The organism is Pseudomonas monachiensis, from assembly GCF_047345015.1.
In the GTDB taxonomy this organism is placed as follows: domain Bacteria; phylum Pseudomonadota; class Gammaproteobacteria; order Pseudomonadales; family Pseudomonadaceae; genus Aquipseudomonas; species Aquipseudomonas monachiensis.
The window spans coordinates 1,020,493-1,045,403 of record NZ_CP178857.1 but is presented as its reverse complement, the minus strand read 5'-3'; the positions used below and the strand labels follow the sequence as shown (position 1 = coordinate 1,045,403).

The 24,911-nt window shown below is 61.5% G+C and carries 19 protein-coding genes; 8 read left to right on the top strand and 11 right to left on the bottom strand.

The window, feature by feature from the left end; all coding sequences use genetic code 11:
* Nucleotides 1-2,517 carry a phosphoenolpyruvate--protein phosphotransferase gene (gene ptsP, locus ACMDB8_RS04595; RefSeq protein WP_409078266.1) on the top strand — a complete coding sequence of 839 codons (2,517 nt, stop codon included), beginning with the start codon at nt 1-3 and terminating at the stop codon, nt 2,515-2,517.
* A 41-nt stretch (nt 2,518-2,558) separates the two neighbouring features.
* Nucleotides 2,559-4,274, top strand: a complete 1,716-nt coding sequence (gene nagE, locus ACMDB8_RS04590) for an N-acetylglucosamine-specific PTS transporter subunit IIBC (RefSeq protein ID WP_223542203.1) — start codon at nt 2,559-2,561, stop codon at nt 4,272-4,274.
* Nucleotides 4,275-4,369: 95 nt separating this feature from the next.
* On the opposite strand, the gene ACMDB8_RS04585 is transcribed toward nagE, so the two are convergent.
* Both ACMDB8_RS04585 and purL read right to left on the bottom strand, forming a co-directional pair.
* Entirely contained in the window at nt 4,370-4,681 is a 312-nt protein-coding gene (locus ACMDB8_RS04585) for a YqfO family protein (protein ID WP_056721222.1), read from the bottom strand.
* Between the two features lie 20 nt (nt 4,682-4,701).
* Complete coding sequence (purL, locus tag ACMDB8_RS04580; protein ID WP_056721224.1) at nt 4,702-8,598, bottom strand: phosphoribosylformylglycinamidine synthase; 3,897 nt, start codon at nt 8,596-8,598, stop codon at nt 4,702-4,704.
* A 285-nt stretch (nt 8,599-8,883) separates the two neighbouring features.
* On the opposite strand from purL, the gene mltF reads away from it, so the two are divergent.
* On the top strand, nt 8,884-10,344 hold the full coding sequence (mltF, locus tag ACMDB8_RS04575; protein WP_056721226.1) for a membrane-bound lytic murein transglycosylase MltF: 1,461 nt from the start codon (nt 8,884-8,886) through the stop codon (nt 10,342-10,344).
* An 85-nt stretch (nt 10,345-10,429) separates the two neighbouring features.
* On the opposite strand, the gene pdxJ is transcribed toward mltF, so the two are convergent.
* From pdxJ to lptF, 8 genes are all read right to left on the bottom strand, one after another.
* Nucleotides 10,430-11,176, bottom strand: a complete 747-nt coding sequence (gene pdxJ, locus ACMDB8_RS04570; protein WP_056721229.1) for a pyridoxine 5'-phosphate synthase — start codon at nt 11,174-11,176, stop codon at nt 10,430-10,432.
* A 50-nt stretch (nt 11,177-11,226) separates the two neighbouring features.
* Nucleotides 11,227-11,916 carry a DNA repair protein RecO gene (gene recO, locus ACMDB8_RS04565; protein WP_223542204.1) on the bottom strand — a complete coding sequence of 230 codons (690 nt, stop codon included), beginning with the start codon at nt 11,914-11,916 and terminating at the stop codon, nt 11,227-11,229.
* A 120-nt stretch (nt 11,917-12,036) separates the two neighbouring features.
* A complete protein-coding gene (gene era, locus ACMDB8_RS04560; RefSeq protein WP_007973959.1) occupies nt 12,037-12,939 on the bottom strand; it encodes a GTPase Era in 903 nt (300 codons plus the stop codon).
* Nucleotides 12,932-13,621: a ribonuclease III gene (gene rnc / locus ACMDB8_RS04555; RefSeq protein WP_008053221.1), complete on the bottom strand. Its 690-nt coding sequence runs from the start codon at nt 13,619-13,621 to the stop codon at nt 12,932-12,934. The genes era and rnc overlap by 8 nt, the downstream gene beginning before the upstream one ends.
* A gap of 183 nt (nt 13,622-13,804) precedes the next feature.
* Entirely contained in the window at nt 13,805-14,659 is an 855-nt protein-coding gene (lepB, locus tag ACMDB8_RS04550) for a signal peptidase I (RefSeq protein ID WP_056721233.1), read from the bottom strand.
* 5 nt (nt 14,660-14,664) lie between these two features.
* Nucleotides 14,665-16,464 carry a translation elongation factor 4 gene (lepA, locus tag ACMDB8_RS04545; protein WP_008053223.1) on the bottom strand — a complete coding sequence of 600 codons (1,800 nt, stop codon included), beginning with the start codon at nt 16,462-16,464 and terminating at the stop codon, nt 14,665-14,667.
* Between the two features lie 171 nt (nt 16,465-16,635).
* Nucleotides 16,636-17,697: an LPS export ABC transporter permease LptG gene (gene lptG / locus ACMDB8_RS04540; protein ID WP_056721235.1), complete on the bottom strand. Its 1,062-nt coding sequence runs from the start codon at nt 17,695-17,697 to the stop codon at nt 16,636-16,638.
* Nucleotides 17,690-18,808 carry an LPS export ABC transporter permease LptF gene (gene lptF, locus ACMDB8_RS04535; RefSeq protein ID WP_056721237.1) on the bottom strand — a complete coding sequence of 373 codons (1,119 nt, stop codon included), beginning with the start codon at nt 18,806-18,808 and terminating at the stop codon, nt 17,690-17,692. The genes lptG and lptF overlap by 8 nt, the downstream gene beginning before the upstream one ends.
* Nucleotides 18,809-19,116: 308 nt before the next feature.
* Between lptF and ACMDB8_RS04530 the strand changes: the two genes are divergently transcribed.
* From ACMDB8_RS04530 to ACMDB8_RS04520, 3 genes are read left to right on the top strand one after another with little or no spacing between them, the layout of a single operon-like run.
* A complete protein-coding gene (locus ACMDB8_RS04530) occupies nt 19,117-20,607 on the top strand; it encodes a leucyl aminopeptidase (protein ID WP_056722283.1) in 1,491 nt (496 codons plus the stop codon).
* A 60-nt stretch (nt 20,608-20,667) separates the two neighbouring features.
* Nucleotides 20,668-21,096: a DNA polymerase III subunit chi gene (locus tag ACMDB8_RS04525; RefSeq protein WP_056721239.1), complete on the top strand. Its 429-nt coding sequence runs from the start codon at nt 20,668-20,670 to the stop codon at nt 21,094-21,096.
* 8 nt (nt 21,097-21,104) lie between these two features.
* Nucleotides 21,105-21,512 carry a hypothetical protein gene (locus tag ACMDB8_RS04520; protein WP_056721240.1) on the top strand — a complete coding sequence of 136 codons (408 nt, stop codon included), beginning with the start codon at nt 21,105-21,107 and terminating at the stop codon, nt 21,510-21,512.
* Between the two features lie 42 nt (nt 21,513-21,554).
* On the opposite strand, the gene ACMDB8_RS04515 is transcribed toward ACMDB8_RS04520, so the two are convergent.
* A complete protein-coding gene (locus ACMDB8_RS04515) occupies nt 21,555-22,322 on the bottom strand; it encodes a sulfite exporter TauE/SafE family protein (protein WP_409078267.1) in 768 nt (255 codons plus the stop codon).
* Nucleotides 22,323-22,467: 145 nt separating this feature from the next.
* Here ACMDB8_RS04515 and xseA point away from each other — a divergent pair, with 145 nt between their 5' ends.
* Both xseA and ACMDB8_RS04505 read left to right on the top strand, forming a co-directional pair.
* Nucleotides 22,468-23,847 (top strand): exodeoxyribonuclease VII large subunit, encoded by a 1,380-nt coding sequence (gene xseA / locus ACMDB8_RS04510; RefSeq protein WP_056721244.1) that lies wholly within the window; start codon nt 22,468-22,470, stop codon nt 23,845-23,847.
* Between the two features lie 3 nt (nt 23,848-23,850).
* Nucleotides 23,851-24,672, top strand: coding sequence for a M23 family metallopeptidase (locus tag ACMDB8_RS04505; protein ID WP_056721246.1), 822 nt, complete (start codon nt 23,851-23,853; stop codon nt 24,670-24,672).
* Nucleotides 24,673-24,911 lie beyond the last annotated feature (239 nt).

The following is a 24,911-nucleotide window of genomic DNA, read 5'->3' as shown; positions in this document are numbered from 1 at the left end:
ATGCATAACAACAATAAAGAGCTGACCTTAAGCGCCCCGCTCAGCGGCCCGGTGCTCACGCTCGCCAAAGTCCCGGACCCGGTGTTTGCCAGCGGCGCCATGGGTGACGGCATCGCCATCGATCCGCTCAACGACACGCTCCACGCCCCCTGCGCGGGCGTGGTGGTGCATGTCGCCCGCACCGGTCACGCGCTAACCCTGCGTGCCGACAACGGCGCGGAATTGCTCCTGCACCTGGGCCTCGACACGGTCGAGTTGCAGGGCCAGGGCTTCTCGATGCTGGTCAAGGAAGGCGCGCGCGTCGCCAACGGCCAGCCGCTGCTGCGCTACGACCTGGACAAGGTCGCGCAACAGTGCAAGAGCCTGGTCAGCCTGCTGATCCTCACCAATAGCCAGGACTTTCAGGCACGGCCCATCACCCTCAAGTCGGTCAAGGTCGGCGAGCCGCTGCTGCACATCATTCGTCGACAGACGTCGAGCGCACAGGTGGATACCGAGTTTGCCGGCGCAGAGATTGTCGGTCTGGTGCGCATTGCTCACCGTGGCGGCCTGCACGCGCGGCCGGCGGCGTTGATCCGTCAGACCGCGCAAGGCTTCAAAAGCAAGTCGCAGCTGCATTTCGCCGGCAAGTCGGCCACCTGCGACAGCCTGATCGGCCTGATGGGACTGGCCATCGGCGAACAGGCGGAGGTCCAGGTCAGTTGCCAGGGCCCGGACGCCGAAGCCGCGCTGCAAGCCTTGCTGACAGCGTTATCCACAGCCCTGGCCGAAGACCATCACGCCGCCGCGCCAGCCACGATTGCCCAACGCAATCGCCCCGCCGAAGCCGGCGTATTGCACGGTGTCTGCGCCGCGCCCGGGCTGGTCGGCGGGCCGCTGTTTCGCCTGAATGCGATCAGCCTGCCGGTGGATGCCGGCCATCATGATCCGCAGCAACAACAGCACGTGCTGGACGCGGCACTGAGCCAGGTGCGCAGCGAAATCGAGCACACACTGGCCCTGGCGAGAAAACACAAGGACACCGCTGAAGAGGCGATTTTCGCCGCGCACCTGGCACTGCTCGAAGACCCGGCCCTGCTGGACGCCGCCAGCCAAACCGTCGCCCAGGGTACAGCCGCGACCCACGCATGGAGCCAGGCCATCGACGCGCAATGCGAAGTCCTCCAGCAAACCGGCAGCACGCTGCTGGCCGAACGCGCCAACGACCTGCGCGACCTCAAGCAACGGGTGCTGCGCGCGTTGCTCGGCGATACCTGGCATTACGATGTGCCGGCCGGCGCCATCGTCGCGGCCCATGAACTGACGCCATCGGATTTACTGCAGCTGAGCCAGCAAGGCGTCGCGGGGCTGTGCATGGCCGAAGGCGGCGCGACTTCTCACGTGGCGATTCTGGCCCGGGGCAAAGGCCTGCCATGCTTGGTCGCACTGGGCTCGACGCTGCTCGATCAGCAACAAGGGCAACCGGTGGTGCTGGACGCCGACGGTGGCCGCCTCGAACTGACACCCGGCACACAGCGCCTGGCCGACGTGCGCCAGTTGCAACAGCAACAGCAACAACGCCGGGCCGAACAGCAGGCCCAGGCGCACACACCCGCGCTGACCAGCGATGGCCTGCGCATCGAAGTCGCTGCCAATGTGGCGTCCAGCACGGAAGCGGCAGACGCACTGGCCAATGGCGCCGACGGCGTCGGCTTGCTGCGCACCGAGTTTCTCTTCGTCGACCGCCACACCGCCCCCGACGAACAGGAACAGCACCACGCCTATCAAGCAGTGCTCGACGCCATGGGCGACAAGTCGGTGATCATCCGCACCATCGACGTCGGCGGCGACAAGCAACTGGACTACCTGCCACTGCCCGCCGAGGCCAATCCGGTGCTCGGTCTGCGCGGCATTCGCCTGGCTCAGGTCCGTCCAGAACTACTCGACCAGCAACTGCGCGCATTGTTGCACCTCAACCCGTTGTCACGCTGCCGGATCCTGCTGCCGATGGTCACGGAAGTCGATGAACTGCTGCACATCCGCCAGCGCCTCGACGCCTTGTGCAGTGAACTTGGCCTGGCACAACGTCCGGAGCTGGGGGTGATGATCGAAGTGCCGGCCGCCGCGCTGCTGGCCGAGCAACTGGCCGAACACGCGGACTTCCTGTCCATCGGCACCAACGACCTGTCGCAATACACCCTGGCCATGGACCGCGACCACGCCGGGCTCGCTGCGCGCGTCGATGCGCTGCACCCGGCACTGTTGCGGCTGATCGCCCAGACCTGCGCCGGTGCGGCACAGCACAACCGTTGGGTGGGTGTGTGCGGTGCACTGGCGTCCGATCCATTGGCCACGCCGGTGTTGATCGGCCTGGGGGTCAGTGAGTTGTCGGTGAGCCCGGTACAGGTCGGTGAAATCAAGGACCGCGTGCGTCACCTCGACGCCAGCGAATGCCGGCGCATCAGCCAGGATCTGCTCAAGCTGGGCAGCGCCAGCGCGGTGCGTCACGCCTGCCACCAGCATTGGCCGCTGAGCTGAGCTCTTTACAAAAGAAGAACAAAAATCCACGGAGAACCGCCATGTACCAACTTTTCATCGAAGGCCTGCAACGCCTCGGCCGCGCGCTGATGCTGCCGATCGCGATCCTGCCGATTGCCGGCCTGCTGCTGCGCCTGGGCGATACCGACCTGCTGAACATCGCTATCATCCACGACGCTGGCCAGGTGATCTTCGCCAACCTGGCGATGATCTTCGCCATCGGCATCGCGGTCGGTTTCGCCAAGGACAACAACGGTACGGCGGGGCTTGCCGGGGTGATCGGCTACCTGGTGATGATCTCCACCCTCAAGGTGCTCGACCCGAGCATCAACATGGGCATGCTTGCCGGGATCGTCAGCGGCCTGATGGCTGGCGCGCTGTACAACCGCTTCAAGGACATCAAGCTGCCGGAGTACCTGGCGTTCTTCGGTGGCCGGCGTTTTGTGCCGATTGTCACCGGGTTCGCCGCCGTGGGGCTGGGCGTGGTGTTCGGCTACATCTGGCCGCCGATCCAGCACGGCATCAACAGCTTCGGCACGCTGATGATGGAAAGCGGCAGCTTCGGCGCGTTCGTTTTCGGTGTGTTCAACCGCCTGCTGATCGTCACCGGCCTGCACCACATCCTCAACAACATGGCGTGGTTCGTGTTCGGTAATTTTACCGACCCCACCACTGGCGCACTGGTGACTGGCGACCTGTCGCGCTACTTCGCCGGCGACCCGAAGGGTGGCCAGTTCATGACCGGCATGTTCCCGATGATGATCTTCGGCCTGCCCGCCGCCTGCCTGGCGATGTACCGCAACGCCCTGCCGGAGCGGCGCAAGGTAATGGGCGGGATCTTCCTGTCGATGGCATTGACCGCGTTCCTGACCGGCGTCACCGAGCCGATCGAATTCGCCTTCATGTTCCTCGCGCCGCTGCTGTTTCTGCTGCATGCGTTGCTGACCGGCCTGTCGATGGCCATCACCAATGCCCTGAACATCCACCTGGGGTTCACCTTCTCCGGCGGCTTCATCGACATGATCCTTGGCTGGGGCAAGTCCACCAACGGCTGGCTGGTGTTCCCGGTGGGCCTGGCGTATGCGGTGATCTATTACGTGGTGTTTGATTTCTGTATCCGCCGCTTCGACCTGAAGACACCGGGCCGCGAAACCAGCGCTGCCAGCCCGCAGGTTAAGGTGGCCGACAATGAACGCGCCGGGGCTTACATCAAGGCCTTGGGCGGAGCCGAAAACCTGATCACCGTCGGCGCTTGCACCACCCGCTTGCGCCTGGACATGGTGGATCGCAACAAGGCCTCGGATACCGATTTGAAAGCGCTCGGCGCCATGGCCGTGGTGCGCCCCGGCAAGGGCGGGAGTTTGCAGGTGGTGGTCGGGCCAATGGCCGATGTCATCGCCGATGAGATTCGCCTGGCAATGCCGGCGTTGGGCCGCGCCCTGGTGTCGTCACCAGCGGCGGAAACCGAAGCAGCGCCACCTGCCGCCGTGGCGACACCCGAGGCGCAGCAATGGCTCAATGCCCTGGGGGGTGGCGACAATGTGCTGCAACTCGATTGCGTCGCCATGACCCGCATCCGCCTGCAACTAGCCAATGGCAAGGCGCTGTCGGAGTGTGATTTGAAAGCGCTGGGCTGCCAGGGTGTCAGCCAGCTTGAAGGCGGCATCTGGCATCTGCTGATTGGCGACAAGGCGTCGAGCTTGAGTGATGCGCTGGAAGCGTTGGTCAATCGCAGTGAGGTGAGTGCCAAGGTTTAATCTACGACGCACATATTGTAGGAGGGGAACTCAAGGCAATAAAAAACCCGCTGAAATCTCTTTCAGCGGGTTTCTCATTTCAGCAGCCAGGAAGATCAGAAATCCTCCAACCGCCACACTTCATAAGCCGGCGTCTCGTAGGGATGGCTCTGTTTCAGAGCCGCCACCACCGAACGAATCAACTCATTGGCCACCACCAGCTCAACCTTCCATTCCTCGACCTGCTCGACCTGCCCGGCCTCGCCAATGAACGGCTGGCTGCCATCCAGTGGACGAAACTGGCCCAGGCCCAACACCTGCCATGCGCAGTGGTCGTAAGCACCGATTCGACCGCCACCGGCGGCGAATACGGCACTCTTCACGTCTTCGACGTGACTGGTTGGAACAAAAAAGCTGAGCTTGTACACGGCGCTTGGTTCACCCGCTTTTAGTTTACCCAGACCCGAGCATTACGGAACATACGCATCAGCGGTGCATCTTCGTTCCAGTCGTCCGAACGCCACGAGTTCTGCACGGCGCGGAACACACGCTCCGGGTGCGGCATCATGATGGTCACGCGACCGTCGCGGCTGGTCAAACCGGTGATCCCGCGCGGCGAACCGTTCGGGTTGGCCGGGTAGCTTTCGGTGACCTTGCCGTGGTTGTCGACGAAACGCATCGCCACGCAACCGGACAGATCGGCTTCCAGCAGTGCTTCTTCGCTGGCGAACTCGGCATGGCCTTCGCCGTGGGCGATGGCGATCGGCATGCGCGAACCGGCCATGCCTTGCAGGAAGATCGAGTTCGACTCCTGGATCTGCACCATGGCAACACGGGCTTCGAACTGCTCGGAACGGTTACGCACAAAGTGCGGCCAGAACTCGCTGCCCGGGATCAGCTCGTGCAGGTTGGACATCATCTGGCAACCGTTGCACACGCCGAGGGTGAAGCTGTCGTTGCGTTCGAAGAAACCCTGGAACGCATCGCGGGCACGGCTGTTGAACAGCGCGGATTTCGCCCAGCCTTCACCGGCACCCAGTACGTCGCCGTAAGAGAAACCACCGCAAGCGACCATGCCCTTGAACTCGTTCAGGTCGACACGGCCGGCCAGAATGTCGCTCATGTGCACGTCGATCGCGTTGAAACCGGCGCGGTCGAATGCAGCCGCCATTTCCACCTGACCGTTGACGCCCTGCTCACGCAGTACGGCAACCTGTGGGCGAATGCCTTTCTTGATGTAAGGCGCGGCGATGTCCTGGTTGATGTCGTAGCTCAGCTTGACGCTCAGGCCAGGGTTGTCTTCTTCCAGCAGCACGTCGAACTCTTGCTCGGCGCAGTCGGCATTATCGCGCAGACGCTGGATCTGGTAGCTGGTCTCGGCCCACTGGCGTTGCAGCAGACGACGCTGGCCTTCGAACACGGTGTCACCGTTGAAGGTGATGCTGATCTCGCCATTGTTCATTGGCTGACCGATCACCGACACGCAATCGCCCAGGCCGGCGGCGCTGAACTGCGCGAGGATGTCCGGGGTAGCGTCCTGGCGAACCTGGATCACGGCGCCCAGTTCTTCGTTGAACAGGATGGCGGCGATGTCGTCGGAGGTTTCCGCCAGACCGTCGAGGTTCAGGCTCAGGCCACAGTGACCGGCGAACGCCATCTCGACAACGCTGGTCAGCAGACCACCGTCGGAACGGTCGTGGTAGGCCAGCAGGTGACCGTCGGCGTTGAGGCCCTGGATCACCGCGAAGAAAGCTTTCAGGTCTTCGGCGTCATCGACGTCCGGAGCCTGCTTGCCGAGCTTGCCGTGAACCTGTGCCAGGATCGAGGCGCCCATGCGGTTCTGGCCACGGCCCAGGTCGATCAGGATCAGGTCGGTGGTGCCCTTGTCCATGCGCAGTTGCGGGGTCAGGGTCTGACGGATGTCAGTCACTGGCGCGAAACCGGTCACGATCAGGGACATCGGCGACGTGACGGACTTGTCCACGCCTTCATCGTTCCAGCGGGTGGCCATGGACATCGAGTCCTTGCCCACAGGAATGGTGATACCCAGCTCAGGGCACAGCTCCATGCCGACCGCTTTCACGGTGTCGTACAGGCGTGCATCTTCACCCGGGTGACCGGCTGCGGACATCCAGTTCGCCGACAACTTGATGTCGGAGATCTTGCCGATGCGCGAAGCAGCGATGTTGGTCAGGGTTTCGCCGATGGCCATGCGGCCCGACGCCGGAGCGTCCAGCAGTGCCAGCGGAGTACGCTCGCCCATGGCCATGGCTTCACCGGTGTAGACGTCGAAGCTGGTGGCGGTGACGGCAACGTCGGCCACCGGAACCTGCCATGGGCCGACCATCTGGTCACGGGCCACGAGGCCGGTGATGGTGCGGTCGCCGATGGTGATCAGGAAGCTCTTGCTCGCCACGGCCGGGTGATGCAGGACGCGCTCGACGCAGTTGGCGATGTCGAGGGTCGACGGATCGAAATCGTCGCCCAGCTCGCTTTCACGAACCACCGAACGGTGCATGCGCGGAGCCTTGCCCAGCAACACTTCCAGTGGCATGTCCACCGGGCTGTTGCCGAAGTGGCTGTCGGTCACGGTCAGCTGCGGTTCGGCAGTGGCTTCGCCGACCACGGCAAACGGGCAACGCTCGCGTTCGCAGATGGCCTTGAAGCGCTCGAAGTCAGCCGGACCGACCGCCAGAACGTAGCGTTCCTGGGATTCGTTGGACCAGATTTCGTGCGGGGCCATGCCCGGCTCGTCGTTTGGAATGTTGCGCAGTTCGAAACGGCCACCACGGTCGCCGTCGTTGACCAGCTCCGGGAAGGCGTTGGACAGACCGCCCGCACCCACGTCGTGGATGAAGCTGATCGGGTTCTTGTCGCCCAGCTGCCAGCAACGGTCGATGACTTCCTGGCAGCGACGTTCCATTTCCGGGTTTTCGCGCTGTACCGAAGCGAAGTCCAGGTCTGCCGAGCTGGTACCGGTGGCCATGGAGGAAGCCGCGCCGCCGCCCAGGCCGATCAGCATCGCCGGGCCGCCGAGCACGATCAGCTTGGAGCCGACCAGGATCTCGCCTTTCTTGACGTGTTCTTCACGGATGTTGCCCATGCCGCCAGCCAGCATGATCGGCTTGTGGTAACCGCGAACTTCGTCACCGTGCGGGGTGGTGATCGATTGTTCGAAGGTACGGAAGTAGCCGGTCAGCGCCGGACGACCGAATTCGTTGTTGAACGCAGCGCCGCCCAGCGGGCCTTCGATCATGATGTCCAGCGCGGTAACGATGCGCTCAGGCTTGCCGTACGGCACTTCCCACGGCTGTTCGAAGCCCGGGATCTGCAGGTTCGACACGGTGAAACCGGTCAGGCCAGCCTTCGGCTTGGCGCCACGGCCGGTCGCGCCTTCGTCGCGGATTTCGCCACCGGAACCGGTGGATGCGCCCGGGAACGGAGCAATCGCGGTCGGGTGGTTGTGGGTTTCAACCTTCATCAGGATGTGCACCGGTTCCTGCACCGCGCCGTACTGGCGGGTCTCAGGGTCCGGGAAGAAACGACCGGCCACGGAGCCGACGATCACCGAAGCGTTGTCCTTATAAGCTGACAGAACGCCTTCGCTGTGCATCACGTAGGTGTTCTTGATCATGCCGAACAGGCTTTTTTCCTGGCTCTCGCCGTCGATATCCCAACTGGCGTTGAAGATCTTGTGGCGGCAGTGCTCGGAGTTCGCCTGGGCGAACATCATCAGTTCGATGTCGTGCGGGTTGCGCTTCAAGCCGACGAAGGCGTTGACCAGGTAGTCGATCTCGTCTTCGGCCAGGGCCAGGCCCAGCTCGGTGTTGGCTTTTTCCAGCGCGGCGCGGCCACCACCCAACACGTCGATCGCGGTCAGGGGTTTTGGCTCGGCGTGGCTGAACAGGCCGGCGGCCTGTTCGAGGTTGCCCAGGACGATCTGGGTCATGCGGTCGTGCAGACCGTCGGCGATCAGCTGGGCTTCAGCGTCGCTGAACTGGCCGGCCACGTAGAACGCGATACCGCGCTCCAGACGCTGGATTTTCGCCAGGCCACAGTTGCGAGCGATGTCGCTGGCCTTGCTCGACCACGGCGAGATGGTGCCGAAACGCGGCAGTACCAGAAACAGACGACCGGTCGGTTCCTGTACCGGAACGCTTGGACCGTACTTCAGAAGGCGCGCAAGCACCTGCTGTTCGTCGCCGGTCAGGACGCCGGTAACTTCGGCGAAGTGAGCGAATTCAGCATACAGGCCACTGACAGCCGGAACCTTCTGGCTCAGTTGCTCAAGGAGCTTGCTGTGGCGAAAGGCAGAAAGGGCAGGAGCGCCGCGCAGGATCAACATCTTCGGGACAGCCTCGGGAAGGGGTGTGCTTTGAGGCCGTGCATTCTAGCCTAAACAGCCCGCGACATCACCCGAAACGCTACGCACGGTTGCACTCGGGTGCCGATCTGTGTTTCTGCCTCGAAAGTCAGGTTAATTGGGCGTGTGACGACAGCTTATTTTTACTGTAACAAAATGCAGAAAAGGCCCATTCCTGCGGGGTTTCGGCCGGTTTTGTGATCTCTAGCAGACTAGCCCCTCACTGTCGAGATATGGCGCCCGTGGTCCTTTGCGTATACTGCGCAGATGTTTTTCCCAACGGCTTTGCGTCCGCGGTACGCCAAATGGCTGATCGCAACCGGACTCTTCCTGATGCTCGGTGGCTGTGTTGATAAACCCAACACGCTCGAGCGCGTAAAGGAGGATGGTGTGCTGCGGGTGGTTACCCGAAACAGCCCCGCCACCTACTTTCAGGATCGCAACGGTGAAACCGGCTTCGAATACGAGCTGGTGAAGCGCTTCGCCGACGATCTGGGGGTCGAGCTGAAGATCGAGACCGCCGACAACCTCGATGACCTGTTCAACCAGGTCGGCAAGCCCAACGGACCGGTGCTGGCGGCTGCCGGCCTGGTCAGCAGCGAAGAGCGCAAGAAGCAGGTGCGCTTCTCCCACTCCTATCTGGAAGTCACCCCGCAGATCATCTACCGCAACGGCCAGTCCCGGCCGACCGATGCGAAGGATCTGGTGGGCAAGAAGATCATGGTGCTCAAGGGCAGCACCCACGCCGAACAACTCGCGCAACTGAAGCAGAAATTTCCCGGCATTGAATACGAAGAGTCCGACGCGGTCGAGGTCGTCGATCTCCTGCGCATGGTCGACGAAGGCCAGATCGACCTGACACTGGTCGACTCCAACGAAGTGGCGATGAACCAGGTGTACTTCACCAACATCCGGGTCGCCTTCGACCTCGGTGACGCGAGCAACCAGAGCTGGGCCGTCGCCCCGGGCGAGGACAACAGCCTGCTCAACGAAATCAACGATTACCTCGACAAGGTCAAGAAGAACGGCACCCTGCAACGCCTCAAGGACCGCTACTACGGGCATGTCGATGTCCTCGGCTACATGGGCGCCACCACCTTTGCCCAACACTTGCAGCAACGCCTGCCCAAGTACGAACAGCACTTCAAGGCCTACGCCAAGAAGGAGAAAGTCGACTGGCGCCTGCTGGCTGCGATCGGCTATCAGGAGTCGTTGTGGCAACCGGCCGTCACGTCCAAGACTGGCGTGCGTGGCCTGATGATGCTGACCCAGAACACCGCGCAAGCCATGGGCGTGTCCAACCGCCTCGATCCGAAGCAGAGCATCATGGGTGGCGCCAAGTACCTGGCCTACATGAAGGACCAGTTGGACGACTCGATCCAGGAACCGGATCGCACCTGGTTCGCCCTGGCCGCCTACAACGTCGGCAGCGGTCACCTCGACGACGCCCGCAAACTGGCCGCCAAGGAAGGGTTGAACCCGGACAAATGGCTGGACGTGAAGAAGATCCTGCCACGCCTGTCGGAAAAGAAGTGGTACAGCAAAACCCGTTACGGCTACGCCCGTGGCGGCGAACCGGTGCATTTCGTGGCGAACATCCGTCGCTACTACGACATCCTGACCTGGGTCACGCAGCCGCAGCTTGAGGGCGATCAGGTCGCCGAGGGCAAGCTGCTTGTTCCGGGGATCGACAAGACCAAGCCAGCTCAAGAGCCCGCCCCGCTCTAAAAAGCAAAAGATCGCAGCCTGCGGCAGCTCCTACAGGGTTATGTGTTCACCTGTAGGAGCTGCCGCAGGCTGCGATCTTTTGCTCTTAACCCTTCAACGCCGCCGCCAGAATCAGCGCCTTCATCTCCGCAACAGCCGACTTGAAGCCAACGAACAGCGCATGGGCCACCAGCGCATGGCCGATGTTCAGCTCGTTGATGCCCTTGATCGCCGCCACGGCTTCAACGTTGTGATAGTGCAGGCCATGGCCGGCATTGACGATCAGCCCCTGGGCCAGGCCGAAAGCCACGCCATCGGCCACACGCTTGAGTTCTTCGGCGACTTCGGTCGGCGTCTCGGCATCGGCATAACGCCCGGTGTGCAGTTCGATGGCCGGCGCGCCGACTCGGCGGGAGGCTTCGATCTGGCGCTCATCGGCGTCAATGAACAGCGACACTTCAGAGCCGATCTTCGACAGGCGCTCGACCGCGGCCTTGATTCGCGCTTCCTGCCCCGCCACGTCCAGGCCACCTTCGGTGGTCAACTCTTGACGGGTTTCCGGCACCAGGCAGATGTGTGCCGGGCGGATGCGCTCGGCGAACAGCATCATTTCTTCGGTGACACCCATTTCGAAGTTCATGCGGGTTTGCAGCACGTCCTTGAGCAGCAGAACGTCGCGTTCCTGAATGTGCCGACGGTCTTCGCGCAGGTGCACGGTAATGCCGTCGGCGCCCGCCTCTTCCGCGTCCAGTGCAGCCTTGACCGGGTCCGGGTAACGGGTGCCCCGGGCCTGACGCAGGGTGGCAACGTGGTCGATGTTCACGCCAAGAAGAATGCGGGTGCTGGTGGTCACGGAAAGCGCTCCAGAAGAAGAGAAAGTTCGGTGCACAGCATACGGGGAGACTAGGGCTTGCGAAACAGCTCGCGACTGACAAGTGGACGGCCGCCCAAGTGAACGGCCAACGCCTGGCGCATCAAGCGCTTGGCGGCAGACAGGGCGCCAGGGGCGGACCAGTCGGCCTCAGCCATGGCCAGCAGTTCGACGCCGTTGAACAGGCCCGGTTGCAGCAGATAGACCCGCTCAAGCCCTGCATCCACTTGCAAACGGTAGAGGCCGTCCGGCGCGATGGGCTGATCATGAATATCAGTCGTCAGGGAAAACCCGTAGCCGAGGTCATCGAGCAAGCGCCATTCGAAGGAGCGCAGCAAGGGCTCCAGTGGTCGACCTTCGGCCAGGGCCAGCAAGGTGGCGGCGTAGTGATCGAACACCGAAGGGAGCGGATCTTCAGCGGGCAACAGGCGAATCAGCAGCTCATTGAGGTAAAGCCCACTGAACAGCGCCTCGCCATTGAGCCAGGTTGAAACCCCGGCACTTTCCATGCGCCCGACATTCTTCAGCTCGCCCTTGCCCCGGAACTCGACTTCCAGTGGCACGAATGGCCGCGCCAGCGTCCCGGCCTTGCCCCGCGCACTGCGCAACACCGCCCGCAACCGGCCTTGCGGCGTGAGGAAGTCCACCAGCGCGCTGTTTTCACGGTAGGCGCGGGAGTGCAGGACGTAGGCGGGCTGGGCGATGGGAGCGGTGGTCGACATGGTGATGGATTTACCTGTCAGGGATTGCAAAAAGATCGCAGCCTTCGGCAGCTCCTACAGGTACACACCATCTCATGTAGGAGCTGCCGAAGGCTGCGATCTTTTGATCTTTAAAGCCTGTTACAGGTCGCCGTAACCCAACGAACGCAACGCACGCTCGTCATCGGACCAGCCACCCTTAACCTTGACCCACAGGTTGAGCATGATCTTGGAGTCGAACAGCAGTTCCATGTCCTTGCGCGCTTCGGTGCCGATACGCTTGATGCGCTCGCCCTTGTCGCCAATGATGATTTTCTTCTGGCCATCGCGCTCGACGAGGATCAAGGCATGGATGTGCAGGGTCTTGCCCTGCTGCTTGAACTCTTCGATTTCGACGGTGATCTGGTACGGCAGCTCGGCGCCCATCTGGCGCATGATTTTCTCGCGCACAAGCTCGGCGGCGAGGAAACGACTGCTGCGGTCGGTGATCTGGTCTTCCGGGAAGAAGTGATCGTTTTCCGGCAGGTGCTCGGCGATCACGCGCTCCAGAGCATCGAGGTTATGCCCGTGCTGTGCGGAAATCGGGATGATCTGCGCATTCGGCAACTGCTCCTGCAACCAGCTCAGGTGCGGCATCAGCTCGGCCTTGTCTTCGATGCGGTCGGTCTTGTTCAACGCCACGATCAGCGGGCCGGTCACGTACTGGACGCGCTCGAGAACCATCTGGTCCTCTTCGGTCCACTTGGTGCGGTCGACCACGAAGATCACCACGTCGACGTCTTTCAACGCCGCCGAAGCGGTCTTGTTCATGTAGCGGTTCAGGGCCTTCTCGCCACCCTTGTGCATACCAGGGGTGTCGACGTAGATCGCCTGCACATCGCCCTCGGTCTTGATACCGAGCATGTTGTGACGGGTGGTTTGCGGTTTGCGCGAGGTGATTGCCAGCTTCTGACCCAGGATGTGGTTCAGCAGCGTGGACTTGCCCACGTTCGGACGGCCGACGATGGCAACATAGCCACAGCGAGTTGCGTTTGTATCAGTCATTGCCATTCTCCACACCCAGGGCAATCAGTGCTGCGGCGGCCGCTACCTGTTCGGCAATACGACGACTCACACCCTGACCTCGGCTTTTTTCATTCAGTAAGATGATTTCGCATTCGACGAAGAACGTCCGGCAATGCGGCTCACCCTGGATATCCACCACTTCGTAACGCGGCAGCTCACAACCACGGGACTGCAGGAACTCCTGCAGGCGGGTCTTTGGATCTTTATTGGTGTCGACCAGCGTCAGGCCTTCGAACTCGCCAGCAAGCCAGGCGAGCACACGCTCGCGGGCCATTTCCATGCCGGCATCGAGGTAGATCGCACCGATCAGCGCTTCGAGGGCATCGGCCAGGATCGACTCGCGACGGAAACCGCCGCTTTTCAGCTCGCCCGAGCCCAGGCGCAGGTATTCGCCCAGATCGAAACCACGGGCCAGTACGGCCAGGGTCTCGCCTTTGACCAGGCGCGCGCGCAAACGCGACAACTGGCCTTCGCGAGCCAGCGGAAAGCGCTCGAACAGCGCCTCGCCGGCGACGAAGTTGAGAATGGCGTCACCGAGGAATTCCAGGCGTTCGTTGTTACGCCCGGCAAAACTGCGGTGAGTCAGGGCCAGGACCATCAGTTCCTGATCCTTGAAGGTGTAGCCGAGCTGACGCTCTAGACGGCTTAAGGAGACGCTCACGGTTTACCCACGCTGAGTTCGTGGCTGGATTCCACCGCCATCGCCGTAAGGCGGCGCAGGCTTGGGACAATTAAAGCTGTGTTCAAAAATAACGTCCTGAATATCATTGTTTGCATGCCTCTGGCGCCCATTGTGCCGGTTCCAGAAATGCATTCGGCGCTGTGTTCACAGCGCCGTGTCTGATTACTTGATCAGGCCAACCCGCGAGAAATTCGGCAGGTGGCTGAGTTTGGGTTCCGGCCAGCTCATCCAGACTGCAAAGGCCTTGCCGACGATATTCTTGTCGGGAACCATGCCCAGCAGATCCTTGGGAATGTTCGGATCATCCCAGTAGCGACTGTCATTCGAGTTGTCGCGGTTGTCGCCCATCATGAAGTAGTGCCCGGCCGGCACGGTCCACGAACGGTCCGGCATGGCGCGGTAGCGGCTCATTTCCTTGCGGATCATGTGCTCGGCCGCACCGAGTTTTTCCTTGTAGAGCTCGGCGCTGCCCAACGTGCCCGGCTCGGAGCCGACCAGTTGCTCGGCGATCGATTGACCGTTGACGAACAGGCGCTTGTCGGCGGTGTAGCGAACCGTGTCGCCCGGCAAACCAACCACACGCTTGATGTAGTTGACGTTCGGATCGCTCGGGTAGCGGAACACCATGACATCACCGCGCTGCGGATCACCGACTTCGATGACTTTCTTGTCGATCACCGGCAAGCGGATCCCGTAGGAAAACTTGCTCACCAGGATGAAGTCGCCGACATCCAGGGTTGGCTTCATCGAACCGGAAGGAATCTGGAACGGTTCCACCAGGAACGAACGCAGCACCAGCACGATGAACAACACCGGGAAGAACGACTTGCCGTATTCAACCAGCAGCGGCTCTTTGTTCAGCTTCTCGACCACGACCATGTCAGGCTGGCTGACGCTGCCCTGATAGGAAGCGATGGCGGCACGCCGACGCGGGGCCAGGATCAACAGATCGAGCAACGCCAACAGGCCGCAGACGAACACGGCAATGACCAGCAACAGCGGGAAATTTAGCGACATAGGACCTAACTATCCAACCTGAGCACGGCAAGGAAGGCTTCCTGTGGAATTTCCACGTTGCCGACCTGCTTCATGCGTTTCTTACCGGCCTTTTGCTTCTCCAGCAGTTTCTTCTTACGGCTGACGTCACCACCGTAGCATTTGGCCAATACGTTCTTTCTGAGCGCCTTGACGGTTGTCCGCGCCACAATCTGCCCGCCAATGGCGGCCTGGATTGCTACGTCGAACATCTGCCGCGGAATCAGTTCTTTCATCTTCTCGGTCAGCTGGCGACCTTTGTAGTGCGAGTTGTCACGGTGCACGATCAGCGCCAGGGCATCGACCTTGTCACCGTTGATCAGCACGTCCAGTTTCACCAGGCTGGCCGATTGATAACGATCGAAATGGTAGTCCAGCGAAGCATAGCCGCGACTGGTGGACTTCAGACGGTCGAAGAAGTCCAGCACCACTTCGTTCATCGGCAGGTCGTAGGTCACTTGTACCTGGGAGCCGAGGAACAGCATGTCAACCTGCACACCACGTTTTTCGATGCACAGGGTAATGACGTTGCCCAGGTGCTCCTGCGGCACAAGAATATTGGCCCGCACGATCGGCTCACGCATGTCTTCGATCGAGGACAGGTCCGGGAGCTTCGACGGGTTATCGACGTAGATCGTCTCGCCGGTCTTGAGCAGCAGCTCGAAGATTACCGTCGGCGCCGTGGTGATCAGGTCCAGGTTGTACTCGCGCTCCAGGCGCTCCTGGATGATTTCCATGTGCAGCATGCCGAGGAACCCGCAACGGAAACCGAAGCCCAGGGCATCGGAACTTTCCGGGGTGTACTGCAGGGACGAGTCATTGAGCGTGAGCTTTTGCAGCGCCTCGCGGAAATCTTCGAAGTCGTCGGAGCTGACCGGGAACAGACCGGCGTAAACCTGCGGCTGAATACGTTTGAAGCCTGGCAGTACGTCAACGTCCGGCGTCGAGCTCAAGGTCAGGGTGTCGCCCACTGGCGCACCGTGAATGTCCTTGATGCTGGCGATGATGAAGCCCACTTCACCGGCCTTCAGGTCAGCGGTAGGGGTATGCTTCGGGTTGAATACACCGACGCTGTCCACCAGGTGGATCTTGCCGGTGGACTTGACCAGGATCTTGTCGCCCTTCTTCACACGACCGTGGCGCACGCGTACCAGGGAAACAACGCCCAGGTAGTTGTCGAACCAGGAGTCGATGATCAACGCTTGCAGCGGATCTTCGTAGTTGCCGGTCGGCGCTGGAATGGTGGCGACCAGGCGCTCGAGCACTTCGTCGACGCCCAGGCCGGTCTTGGCCGAGCACTCGACCGCATCGGTGGCATCGATGCCGATGATTTTTTCGATTTCTTCTTTGACACGGTCCGGATCGGCCTGTGGCAGGTCGATCTTGTTCAGCACCGGCATCACTTCCAGGCCCTGCTCGATCGCGGTGTAGCAGTTGGCAACCGACTGCGCTTCAACGCCTTGACCGGCATCGACCACCAGCAGCGCGCCTTCACAGGCGGCCAGCGAACGGCTCACCTCATAGGTGAAGTCAACGTGGCCGGGGGTATCAATGAAGTTCAACTGGTAGTTGATACCGTCGCGAGCCTTGTAATACAGGGTGACGCTGTGCGCCTTGATGGTGATCCCGCGTTCACGCTCAAGGTCCATGGAGTCCAGGACCTGGGCTTCCATTTCGCGCTCGGCGAGGCCGCCACACATCTGGATGAAGCGATCGGCCAGCGTCGACTTGCCATGGTCAATGTGGGCGATGATGGAGAAATTGCGGATATGACTCAAATCACTCACGGATCAACACTCAAAAAGGCTGCAGGCATAGCCCGCCGAAAAATAGCCGGGAATTGTACCTGATCCACGGCGCGAGCGTCACGTTCGCAGGTCAGACGGTGCCTACAAAAACGCCCCGGTCTTGCGACAAGGGCGTTTTTTAACGTCAAAGCGGTCGGAAAATGCCCGCCATCAGCCGGCTCGACGCAACAGCCAGAGCCCCGCAACGGCACAAATACCCGCCGGCACCAGCACCGAAAGCAACGGCGGGAAGCCGAATACCTGGCTCGAAGGCCCCAGCAGATCCTGAACGATGCGGAAGGTGAAACCCACCAGCACGCCGGTGAACACCCGTTGACCCAGGGTCACCGAACGCAGCGGACCAAAGATGAAGGAAATCGCCATCAACACCAGGGCGGCAGTCACCAGCGGCTGCAACACCTTGACCCAAAATGCCAGCCAGTAGCGGCCATTGTTCAGCCCCTGGTCCGCCAGATAGTGGATGTAACCCCACAGGCCGCTGATCGACAGCGACTCCGGCACCATGACTACGGTATTGAGCAACTGCGGGCTCAACGCAACTTCCCAGCGCTCTTGCGGGGTCGCAACCACTTCGGTGCTGCGCTCGTGGAACAGCGTGGTCGTGACATCCGTCAACTGCCAGTGATCGGTGTCGAACTCGGCACGCTTGGCGAAGCTCGCCGACAGCATGTGCCGCTCGTTGTCGAAACGATAGCGGGTCACGCCGTACAGGATGCCGTTGGGTTGCACCGAGTTGACGTGAATGAACTCATCGCCCTGGCGGTGCCACAAGCCGTGCTTGGCGCTTTGTGCATCACCGCTGCCCTGTGCCAGCGAGCGATTGGCCTGCGCCATGGTTTCGGCAGGCGGAGCGACGTACTCACCGACCAGCACACCGGCCAGCATCAATACCAGCATCGGCTTCATGACCGCCCAGACGATCCGGCCGATCGACACACCGGCGGCGCGCATGATGGTCAGCTCACTGTTGCTGGCCAGGCTGCCAAGACCGATCAGGCAGCCGATCAGCGCAGCCATCGGCAGCATTTCGTACATCCGGCGCGGAGCGGTCAACACCACATAACTCAGCACATCGACCAAGGTGTAGGTATCGCTGACTTCACCCATCTCGTCGATGAAGGCAAACAGTGTCGCCAGACCAAGAATGATCCCGAGCACCGCCAGGATCGCCATGAACACACTGCTACCAATGTAGCGATCCAGCTTAACCACGGGCCACCTCCAGCGCGCTGCGGCGACTCGCCCTCTTCAAGCGCAAGGGTTCCCAATAGAGCAAGCCCAGGCCGATGGACAGGAAAATCCCGTGCACCCACCACAAGCCAAACATCGCGGGGATCTTGCCCTTGTCGAGGGCACCGCGGGCGGCGATCAGAATGGTCAGGTAAGCCATATAGAGAAGAATCGCCGGCAATAATTTGAGGAATCGGCCCTGGCGCGGATTGACCCGCGACAGTGGCACCGCCATCAGGGTCACGATGAACACCAGCAACGGCAGAGACATACGCCATTGCAGTTCGGCGCGCATGCGAATGTCTTCACTGCCGATCAAGGTACGGGTCGGCATCGCGTCACGGTCGGTGACTTCGTCACTGACTTCCGGCTTTGGCAGCAACACACCGTACTCGTCGTACTTGATCGCCCGGTAGTCAGCCTGCCCCGGACTACCGTCATAGCGATAGCCGTTATCAAGGATCAGGTAGCGGTTGCCGTCCGGACGAATTTCCTGGCGACCCTTTTCCGCCACCAGCACAGAAATCCCGCGATCCTTGTTATTGGAACTGATGTTTTTTTGCGAGATGAACACACCCCCCAGATTGACGCGGTCATCGGACATGCTCTCGGTGTAGGTGACCCGGGTGCCGTCACGCAAAGCCTGGAAGCGCCCAGGCTCCAGGGTATCGAATTCAGTCAGGGCATCCTGCTTGTTCAGCAGCAACTGAAACTGATTGGCCCCCTGTGGCGCCAGGCTCAGGCTCAGCCACGCCACGAGGAGCGCAACCAGAGTGGCCGGGAACAGCGTCATGCAAAACAGCCGCTGCTGGCTCATGCCGGTGGCCGAGAGCACGGTCATTTCGCTTTCGAGGTACAGGCGCCCGTAGGACAGCAGGATCCCGAGAAACAGCCCAAGCGGCAGGATCAGCTGGAGGAACCCCGGCAGGCGATAGCCCATGATCAGGAACAACGAACCCGGATCCAGCAGGCCTGAAGCCGCCTGGGCGAGGTATTTGATGAAGCGACCGCTCATGATGATGACCAGCAGCACGGCACTGACGGCGCTCAAGGTCAACAGGACTTCGCGGGATAGATAACGGAAGACGATCAAACCAGACACTCCAGGGTTGTCAGGCTAAGGCGGCCAAACAAGCAAACGTATCGGCCGGCCCGCAAGGCAGAGCCGCCGAAAAAAGATGGCGCATTATCCTGTGATTGGGTGCGCCTGTCACTGCACAAGCTCAAGCAGCCTGTCAAAGCGTTGAAGATCGTACAACCGAGGGTTGTCAGCCGCCGGTAGCGAGGTTCAAACTGCGGCCTTTGTCGCCGGTCGATCCTGGCGCCTTTCTGTTTATAAGCAATCGACGCACATAAGGTGTCGGGCGCATGCGTGATAACCATCAATTCAGGGACCCGGACATGGAACTGGTTGTAAAAAGCGTCAACCCCGAAACGTTGAAGACCGCCACTCTCGTGGTCTCCGTTGGCGAAGGCCGCAAGCTCGGCGCTGTTGCCCGACAACTCGACGAACTGAGCGGCGGCGCGATCAGCGCTGTGCTCAAGCGCGGCGACCTGGCCGGCAAGGTTGGCCAGAGCCTGTTGCTGCACAGCCTGCCGAACCTCAAGGCCGAGCGCGTACTGCTGGTGGGTGTGGGCAAGGACGACGAGCTGGGTGACCGCCCGTTCCGCAAGATCATCGCCGGCATCCTCAACACCCTCAAAGGCCTGGGCGGCAGCGACGCGGTGCTGGCCCTCGACGAAGTCGTGGTCAAAGGCCGCGACAGCTATGGCAAGACCCGCCTGCTGGCCGAAACCCTGGTGGACGGCGAGTACAGCTTCGACCAGTTCAAGAGCCAGAAAGCCGAAGCCCGCGCCCTGAAGAAAATCACCCTGCTGACCATCAAGGCTGCCCAGGCCGAAGTGCAACGCGCCGTGGCCCACGCCACCGCCATCGCCAACGGCATGGCCTTCACCCGCAACCTGGGCAACCTGCCGCCGAACATCTGCCACCCGACCTTCCTCGGCGAGCAGGCCAAAGACCTGGGCAAGGAATTCAAGGACCTGAAAGTCGAAGTCCTCGACGAGAAGAAGATCAAGGCCCTGGGCATGGGCTCGTTCTACGCCGTCGGCCAGGGCAGCGCCCAGCCTCCGCGCCTGATCGTCATGCAGTACAACGGCGGCAAGAAATCCGAGAAGCCGTACGCGCTGGTCGGCAAGGGCATCACCTTCGACACCGGCGGCATCAGCCTCAAGCCAGGTGCCGGCATGGATGAAATGAAGTACGACATGGGCGGCGCCGCCAGCGTGTTCGGTACCCTGCGTGCCGTGCTCGAACTGAAGCTGCCGATCAACCTGGTGTGCATCCTGGCCTGCGCCGAGAACATGCCGAGCGGCAACGCTTCGCGCCCGGGCGACATCGTCACCACCATGAGCGGCCAGACCGTGGAAATCCTCAACACCGACGCCGAAGGCCGCCTGGTGCTGTGCGACGCCCTGACCTACTCGGAGCGCTTCAAGCCGCAAGCGGTCATCGACATCGCGACCCTGACCGGCGCCTGCGTGGTTGCCCTGGGTTCCCACACCTCGGGCCTGCTGGGCAACAATGACGAACTGATCGGCCAACTGCTGAGCGCCGGCAAAGCTGCCGACGACCGCGCCTGGCAACTGCCGCTGTTCGATGAGTACCAGGAACAGCTTGACAGCCCGTTCGCCGACATCGCCAACATTGGCGGCCCGAAAGCCGGCACCATCACCGCGGCCTGCTTCCTGTCGCGCTTCACCAAGAACCTGAACTGGGCGCACCTGGACATCGCCGGCACGGCCTGGACCAGCGGCGGCAAGGATAAGGGCGCCACTGGCCGTCCGGTTCCCCTGCTGACCCAATACCTGCTGGACCGCGCCAAAGCCTGAAACCGTTGATGGGCGGCGGCGTCACTCTGCGGTGACGCCGCTTGCCGCTCTGGAACCGCAATGACCAAAGTCGACTTCTATATCCTGCCCAGCGCCGATCCTTCGGCACGCCTGGACTTTGCCTGCAAGCTCACCGAGAAAGCCTGGCGCATGGGCCACCGCATCTACCTGCATTGCAGCGACGCGGCCCAGCGTGACGATCTCGATGCGCGGCTGTGGGCGTTCAAGGGTGAAAGCTTCGTGCCCCACGGCCCTGCCGACAGCGAACCTGAAGGTTTTATTGTCCTGGGGTTGGGCGATGACTGTGGTCAGCATCAGGATTTGCTGGTCAATCTCGACCTGAAGGTCCCGGCCTTCGCCAACAAGTTCGCCCGGGTGGCGGAAGTGGTGGTGGAGGATCCGACGATCAGAGCGGCCGCGCGGGAGAGTTTCCGTTTCTACCGCGAACAGGGCTATCCTCTGCAAGATCACCGTTTACAGCGACTCTGAGCCTTCCAATGGACACTCCAAAACCGCTGCAACAGTCCGCGCACCTGCTGGACGACCTTGAGTCGATCCGCCAATTGCTCGGCGATGACAACCTGCAACCGCCCCTGCTGACCGACACGGTCGAGGAAGGTGACCAGGAACAGATTCCCATGTTGTTCGACGCCGTGAGCGAGCCTTCGCCCCCTGTCGTACCGACAACCCCTGCCCCCATCGTTGAACCCGTCACCATGGCAACGCCGGCGCCTGCCGCCAGCAAGAACCCGGATGACCTGCTGCACCTGGACAGCGAATTGCGCGCCGCCGCGCAGTTGATCATGCAAGACGTGATCGACGACTTCGCCCCGCACATCGAGACCGAAATCAAACGTCGCCTCAGTGCACGACTGGAGCGGTTGTTGAGCCAGTACAACGACTGAATAGTAGAGAGGGAGCTTGCTCCCTCTCCACAGGTTGAATCTTCAGGTGCTCAAGTAACGCCCGATCAACGCAATTCCGCTGGCCAGCACCAGCCACGTCACCAGCCGCACGAACGCCTCGCGGGACAGGCGCATGGTCAACTTCCGGCCAACCCAAAGCCCCAGCACCATCGCCGGCAACAGACAAACCGCAAGCACCAGCAACGGCAAATCGGCATACACACCGGCGATGGCAAACAGGCTCAGACGCACCACCGTACTGCAACTGATCAGCGCACTCTGGGTCGCCCGCGCCGCCTCCTTGGGCAATCGGCTGTTCAAATAGATCGCATAGAGAAAGCCGCCGCTGCCAAACAACGCGCCAAACATCCCGCCCACCGTCCCCATCGGCAGCGCCCACGCGGCGGACAACTGCGCCGGACGGACCTTTATCCACAGGCTGTAAATCGCATAGGCACTGATAAACAGCCCCATCAATAGCAGCAACAGGTCGGACTTAAGGTTCAGCAGGAATATCACGCCGAGGGTGCACCCCACCGCCATGCACGGCAGCAACCGCAGAAGTTCCGGTTTCGCCACATCACGCCGCGAAGGCAACAGATTGCCGAATGCCGCGACAAAGTCGAGCAACACCAGCAAGGGCACGATCTTGGACAGCGGCATGAACAGAATCAGAATCGGCCCCGCCACCAGTGCGGTGCCAAAACCGGCGATGCCGAACACGATGTAGGCCAGGGCGACGCCTGCACCGATCACCAGCCAGTCCAGCGGGCCGAAGGGCCATTGATTCAACAACTCGAGCACGTACACCTTCCTTGAATATCCGTTATCTCCGTAGGAGCTGCCGAAGGCTGCGATCTTTTGCTTTTGAAAGCAAATTCAAAAGATCGCAGCCTTCGGCAGCTCCTACAAGGGATCGTGCATTCAGTTGGAAAATGCCTTTAAACTGCGCCCCATGATTAAAGATCCCTTTGCAAGACTCGGCCTGGACCGCGAAGTCCTGACCGTCAGCCAGCTCAACGGCCGCGCCCGGGTGTTGCTCGAAGACGTGTTCAGCAACATCTGGGTCGAAGGCGAAATCTCCAACCTCGCCCGCCCGGCGTCCGGCCACGTGTATTTCACCCTCAAGGACAGCGGCGCCCAGGTGCGTTGCGCGCTGTTCCGGCAGAACGCGGCACGGGTTCGCCAGGCCTTGAAGGACGGTCTGGCGGTCAAGGTGCGCGGCAAGGTCTCTCTGTTCGAGGGGCGCGGTGATTATCAGCTGATCCTCGACACCGTGGAGCCGGCCGGCGACGGCGCCTTGCGCCTGGCCTTCGATGCACTCAAGGAAAAGCTCAGCGCCGAAGGCCTGTTCAGTGCCGAACGCAAGGTGCCGTTGCCGGCGCATCCGCAACGCATCGGCATCATCAGTTCGCCCACCGGGGCGGTGATCCGCGATATCATCAGCGTGTTCCGCCGCCGTGCACCGCAAATACAACTGACGCTGATCCCTACCGCCGTGCAGGGCCGCGAAGCCACCGCGCAGATTGTCCGCGCCCTGAAACTGGCGGATGCCCGCGGTTTCGACGCACTGATCCTGGCCCGGGGTGGCGGTTCCCTGGAAGACCTCTGGTGCTTCAACGAAGAAGCCGTGGCCCGCGCCGTGGATGCTTGCGTGACACCGATTGTCAGCGCGGTCGGCCACGAAACCGACGTGTCGATCAGTGACTTCGTGGCTGACGTACGCGCGCCCACCCCTTCCGCTGCCGCCGAATTGCTGGCACCGGACTCCAGCGATCTGGTGCGTCGGGTCGAAAGCCTGCACCGACGGCTGGTGATGCGCATGCGTGACCGTTTGATGCGCGATCGCTTGCGCCTGGAAGGCATTTCCCGACGCCTGCGCCATCCCGGCGAGCGCCTGCGCCAACAAGCGCAACGCCTGGATGACCTGGACATGCGCATGCGCCGCGCGTTCGAGCGCAGCCTCAACACCCGTCGCGAACGCTTGATCCGCCTGGAAACCCGTCTGGCCGCACAACATCCGGGCCGGCAACTGGCAATGCTGCGCCAGCGCCTCGACAGCCTGGCCGAACGCCTGCCGCGCGCTATCCGCGAAGGGCTGAAGAACCGTCGCCTGCAACTGCACAGCCAGATGCAGACACTGCATGTGGTCAGCCCGTTGGCGACCCTTGGCCGTGGCTACAGCATCTTGCTGGACGAGCGCGGCAACGCGATCCGCAACGCCGCGCAAACCCATACCGGCCAGCGCCTGAAGGCCAAACTGGGCGAAGGCGAACTGCAAGTGCGGGTCGAAGACAATCACCTGACGCCCGTCACCCTTTCTTTACTGGATTGATCCATGCCGCGCTTCTTTGCTCCATTGTTGTTACTGCTCCTGACCTTCAACGCCCACGCCGACAGCTACATCACCCGCCAGTTGAACAAACCGGTGCCGGGCGGCGTGGCGGTGGTGGACCTGGGCACGTCCGCCCAGGCGCCAAAAGCCACCTATCAAGGCAAACCGGTGTTGGTAGTCAAGGAACAGAACAACTGGCTGGCCATTGTCGGCGTGCCACTGACGGTCAAGCCGGGGGCTCAATCGGTCAGCAGCGGCGGTCGTAACCTGAATTTTACGGTTGGCAACAAAAAATACCCGGAACAGCGCATCACCCTGAAGAACACCCAGCAGGTCAATCCGGACCCGGAGAACCTCAAGCGCATCGAGCGTGAACTGGCCGAACAGATTGCCGCTTACCGCACGTTCAGCCCCAACACCCCGAGCAACCTGCTGCTGGACAAACCGGTGAACGGGCCGCTGTCGAGCAAGTTCGGCGTGCGCCGTTTTTTCAACGGTGAAGAGCGCAACCCCCACTCTGGCCTGGACTTCGCCGTGGGCGCCGGCACACCGATCAAAACCCCGGCTGCCGGCAAGGTGATCCTGATCGGCAACTACTTCTTCAATGGCAACACGGTGTTCGTCGACCATGGCCAGGGCTTCATCAGCATGTTCTGCCACATGTCGAAAATCGACGTGAAGGTGGGACAGCCACTGGCCCGTGGTGACGTGGTCGGCAAAGTCGGTGCGACCGGCCGCGCGACCGGACCGCACATGCACTGGAACATCAGCCTGAACGATGCGCGGGTCGATCCGGCAATCTTCATTGGTGCGTTTCAGCCCTGATTCCAAAATAAGGCCTCTGGCCTCATCGCGAGCAAGCTCGCTCCCACAGGGATTGCGCTGTACCTGTGGGAGCGAGCTTGCTCGCGATGGCAATATCACAGACACCGAAAGCAGTCCGGCAGTGTCACCTCATCAATTGCGCACCACTCAAACCTCGCGCAAACAACAAAACAATCACCGCCAATCACAGCAATAAAATCTCGATAAATACCCGTTCACGAGTATTCCTCTCAATTTTT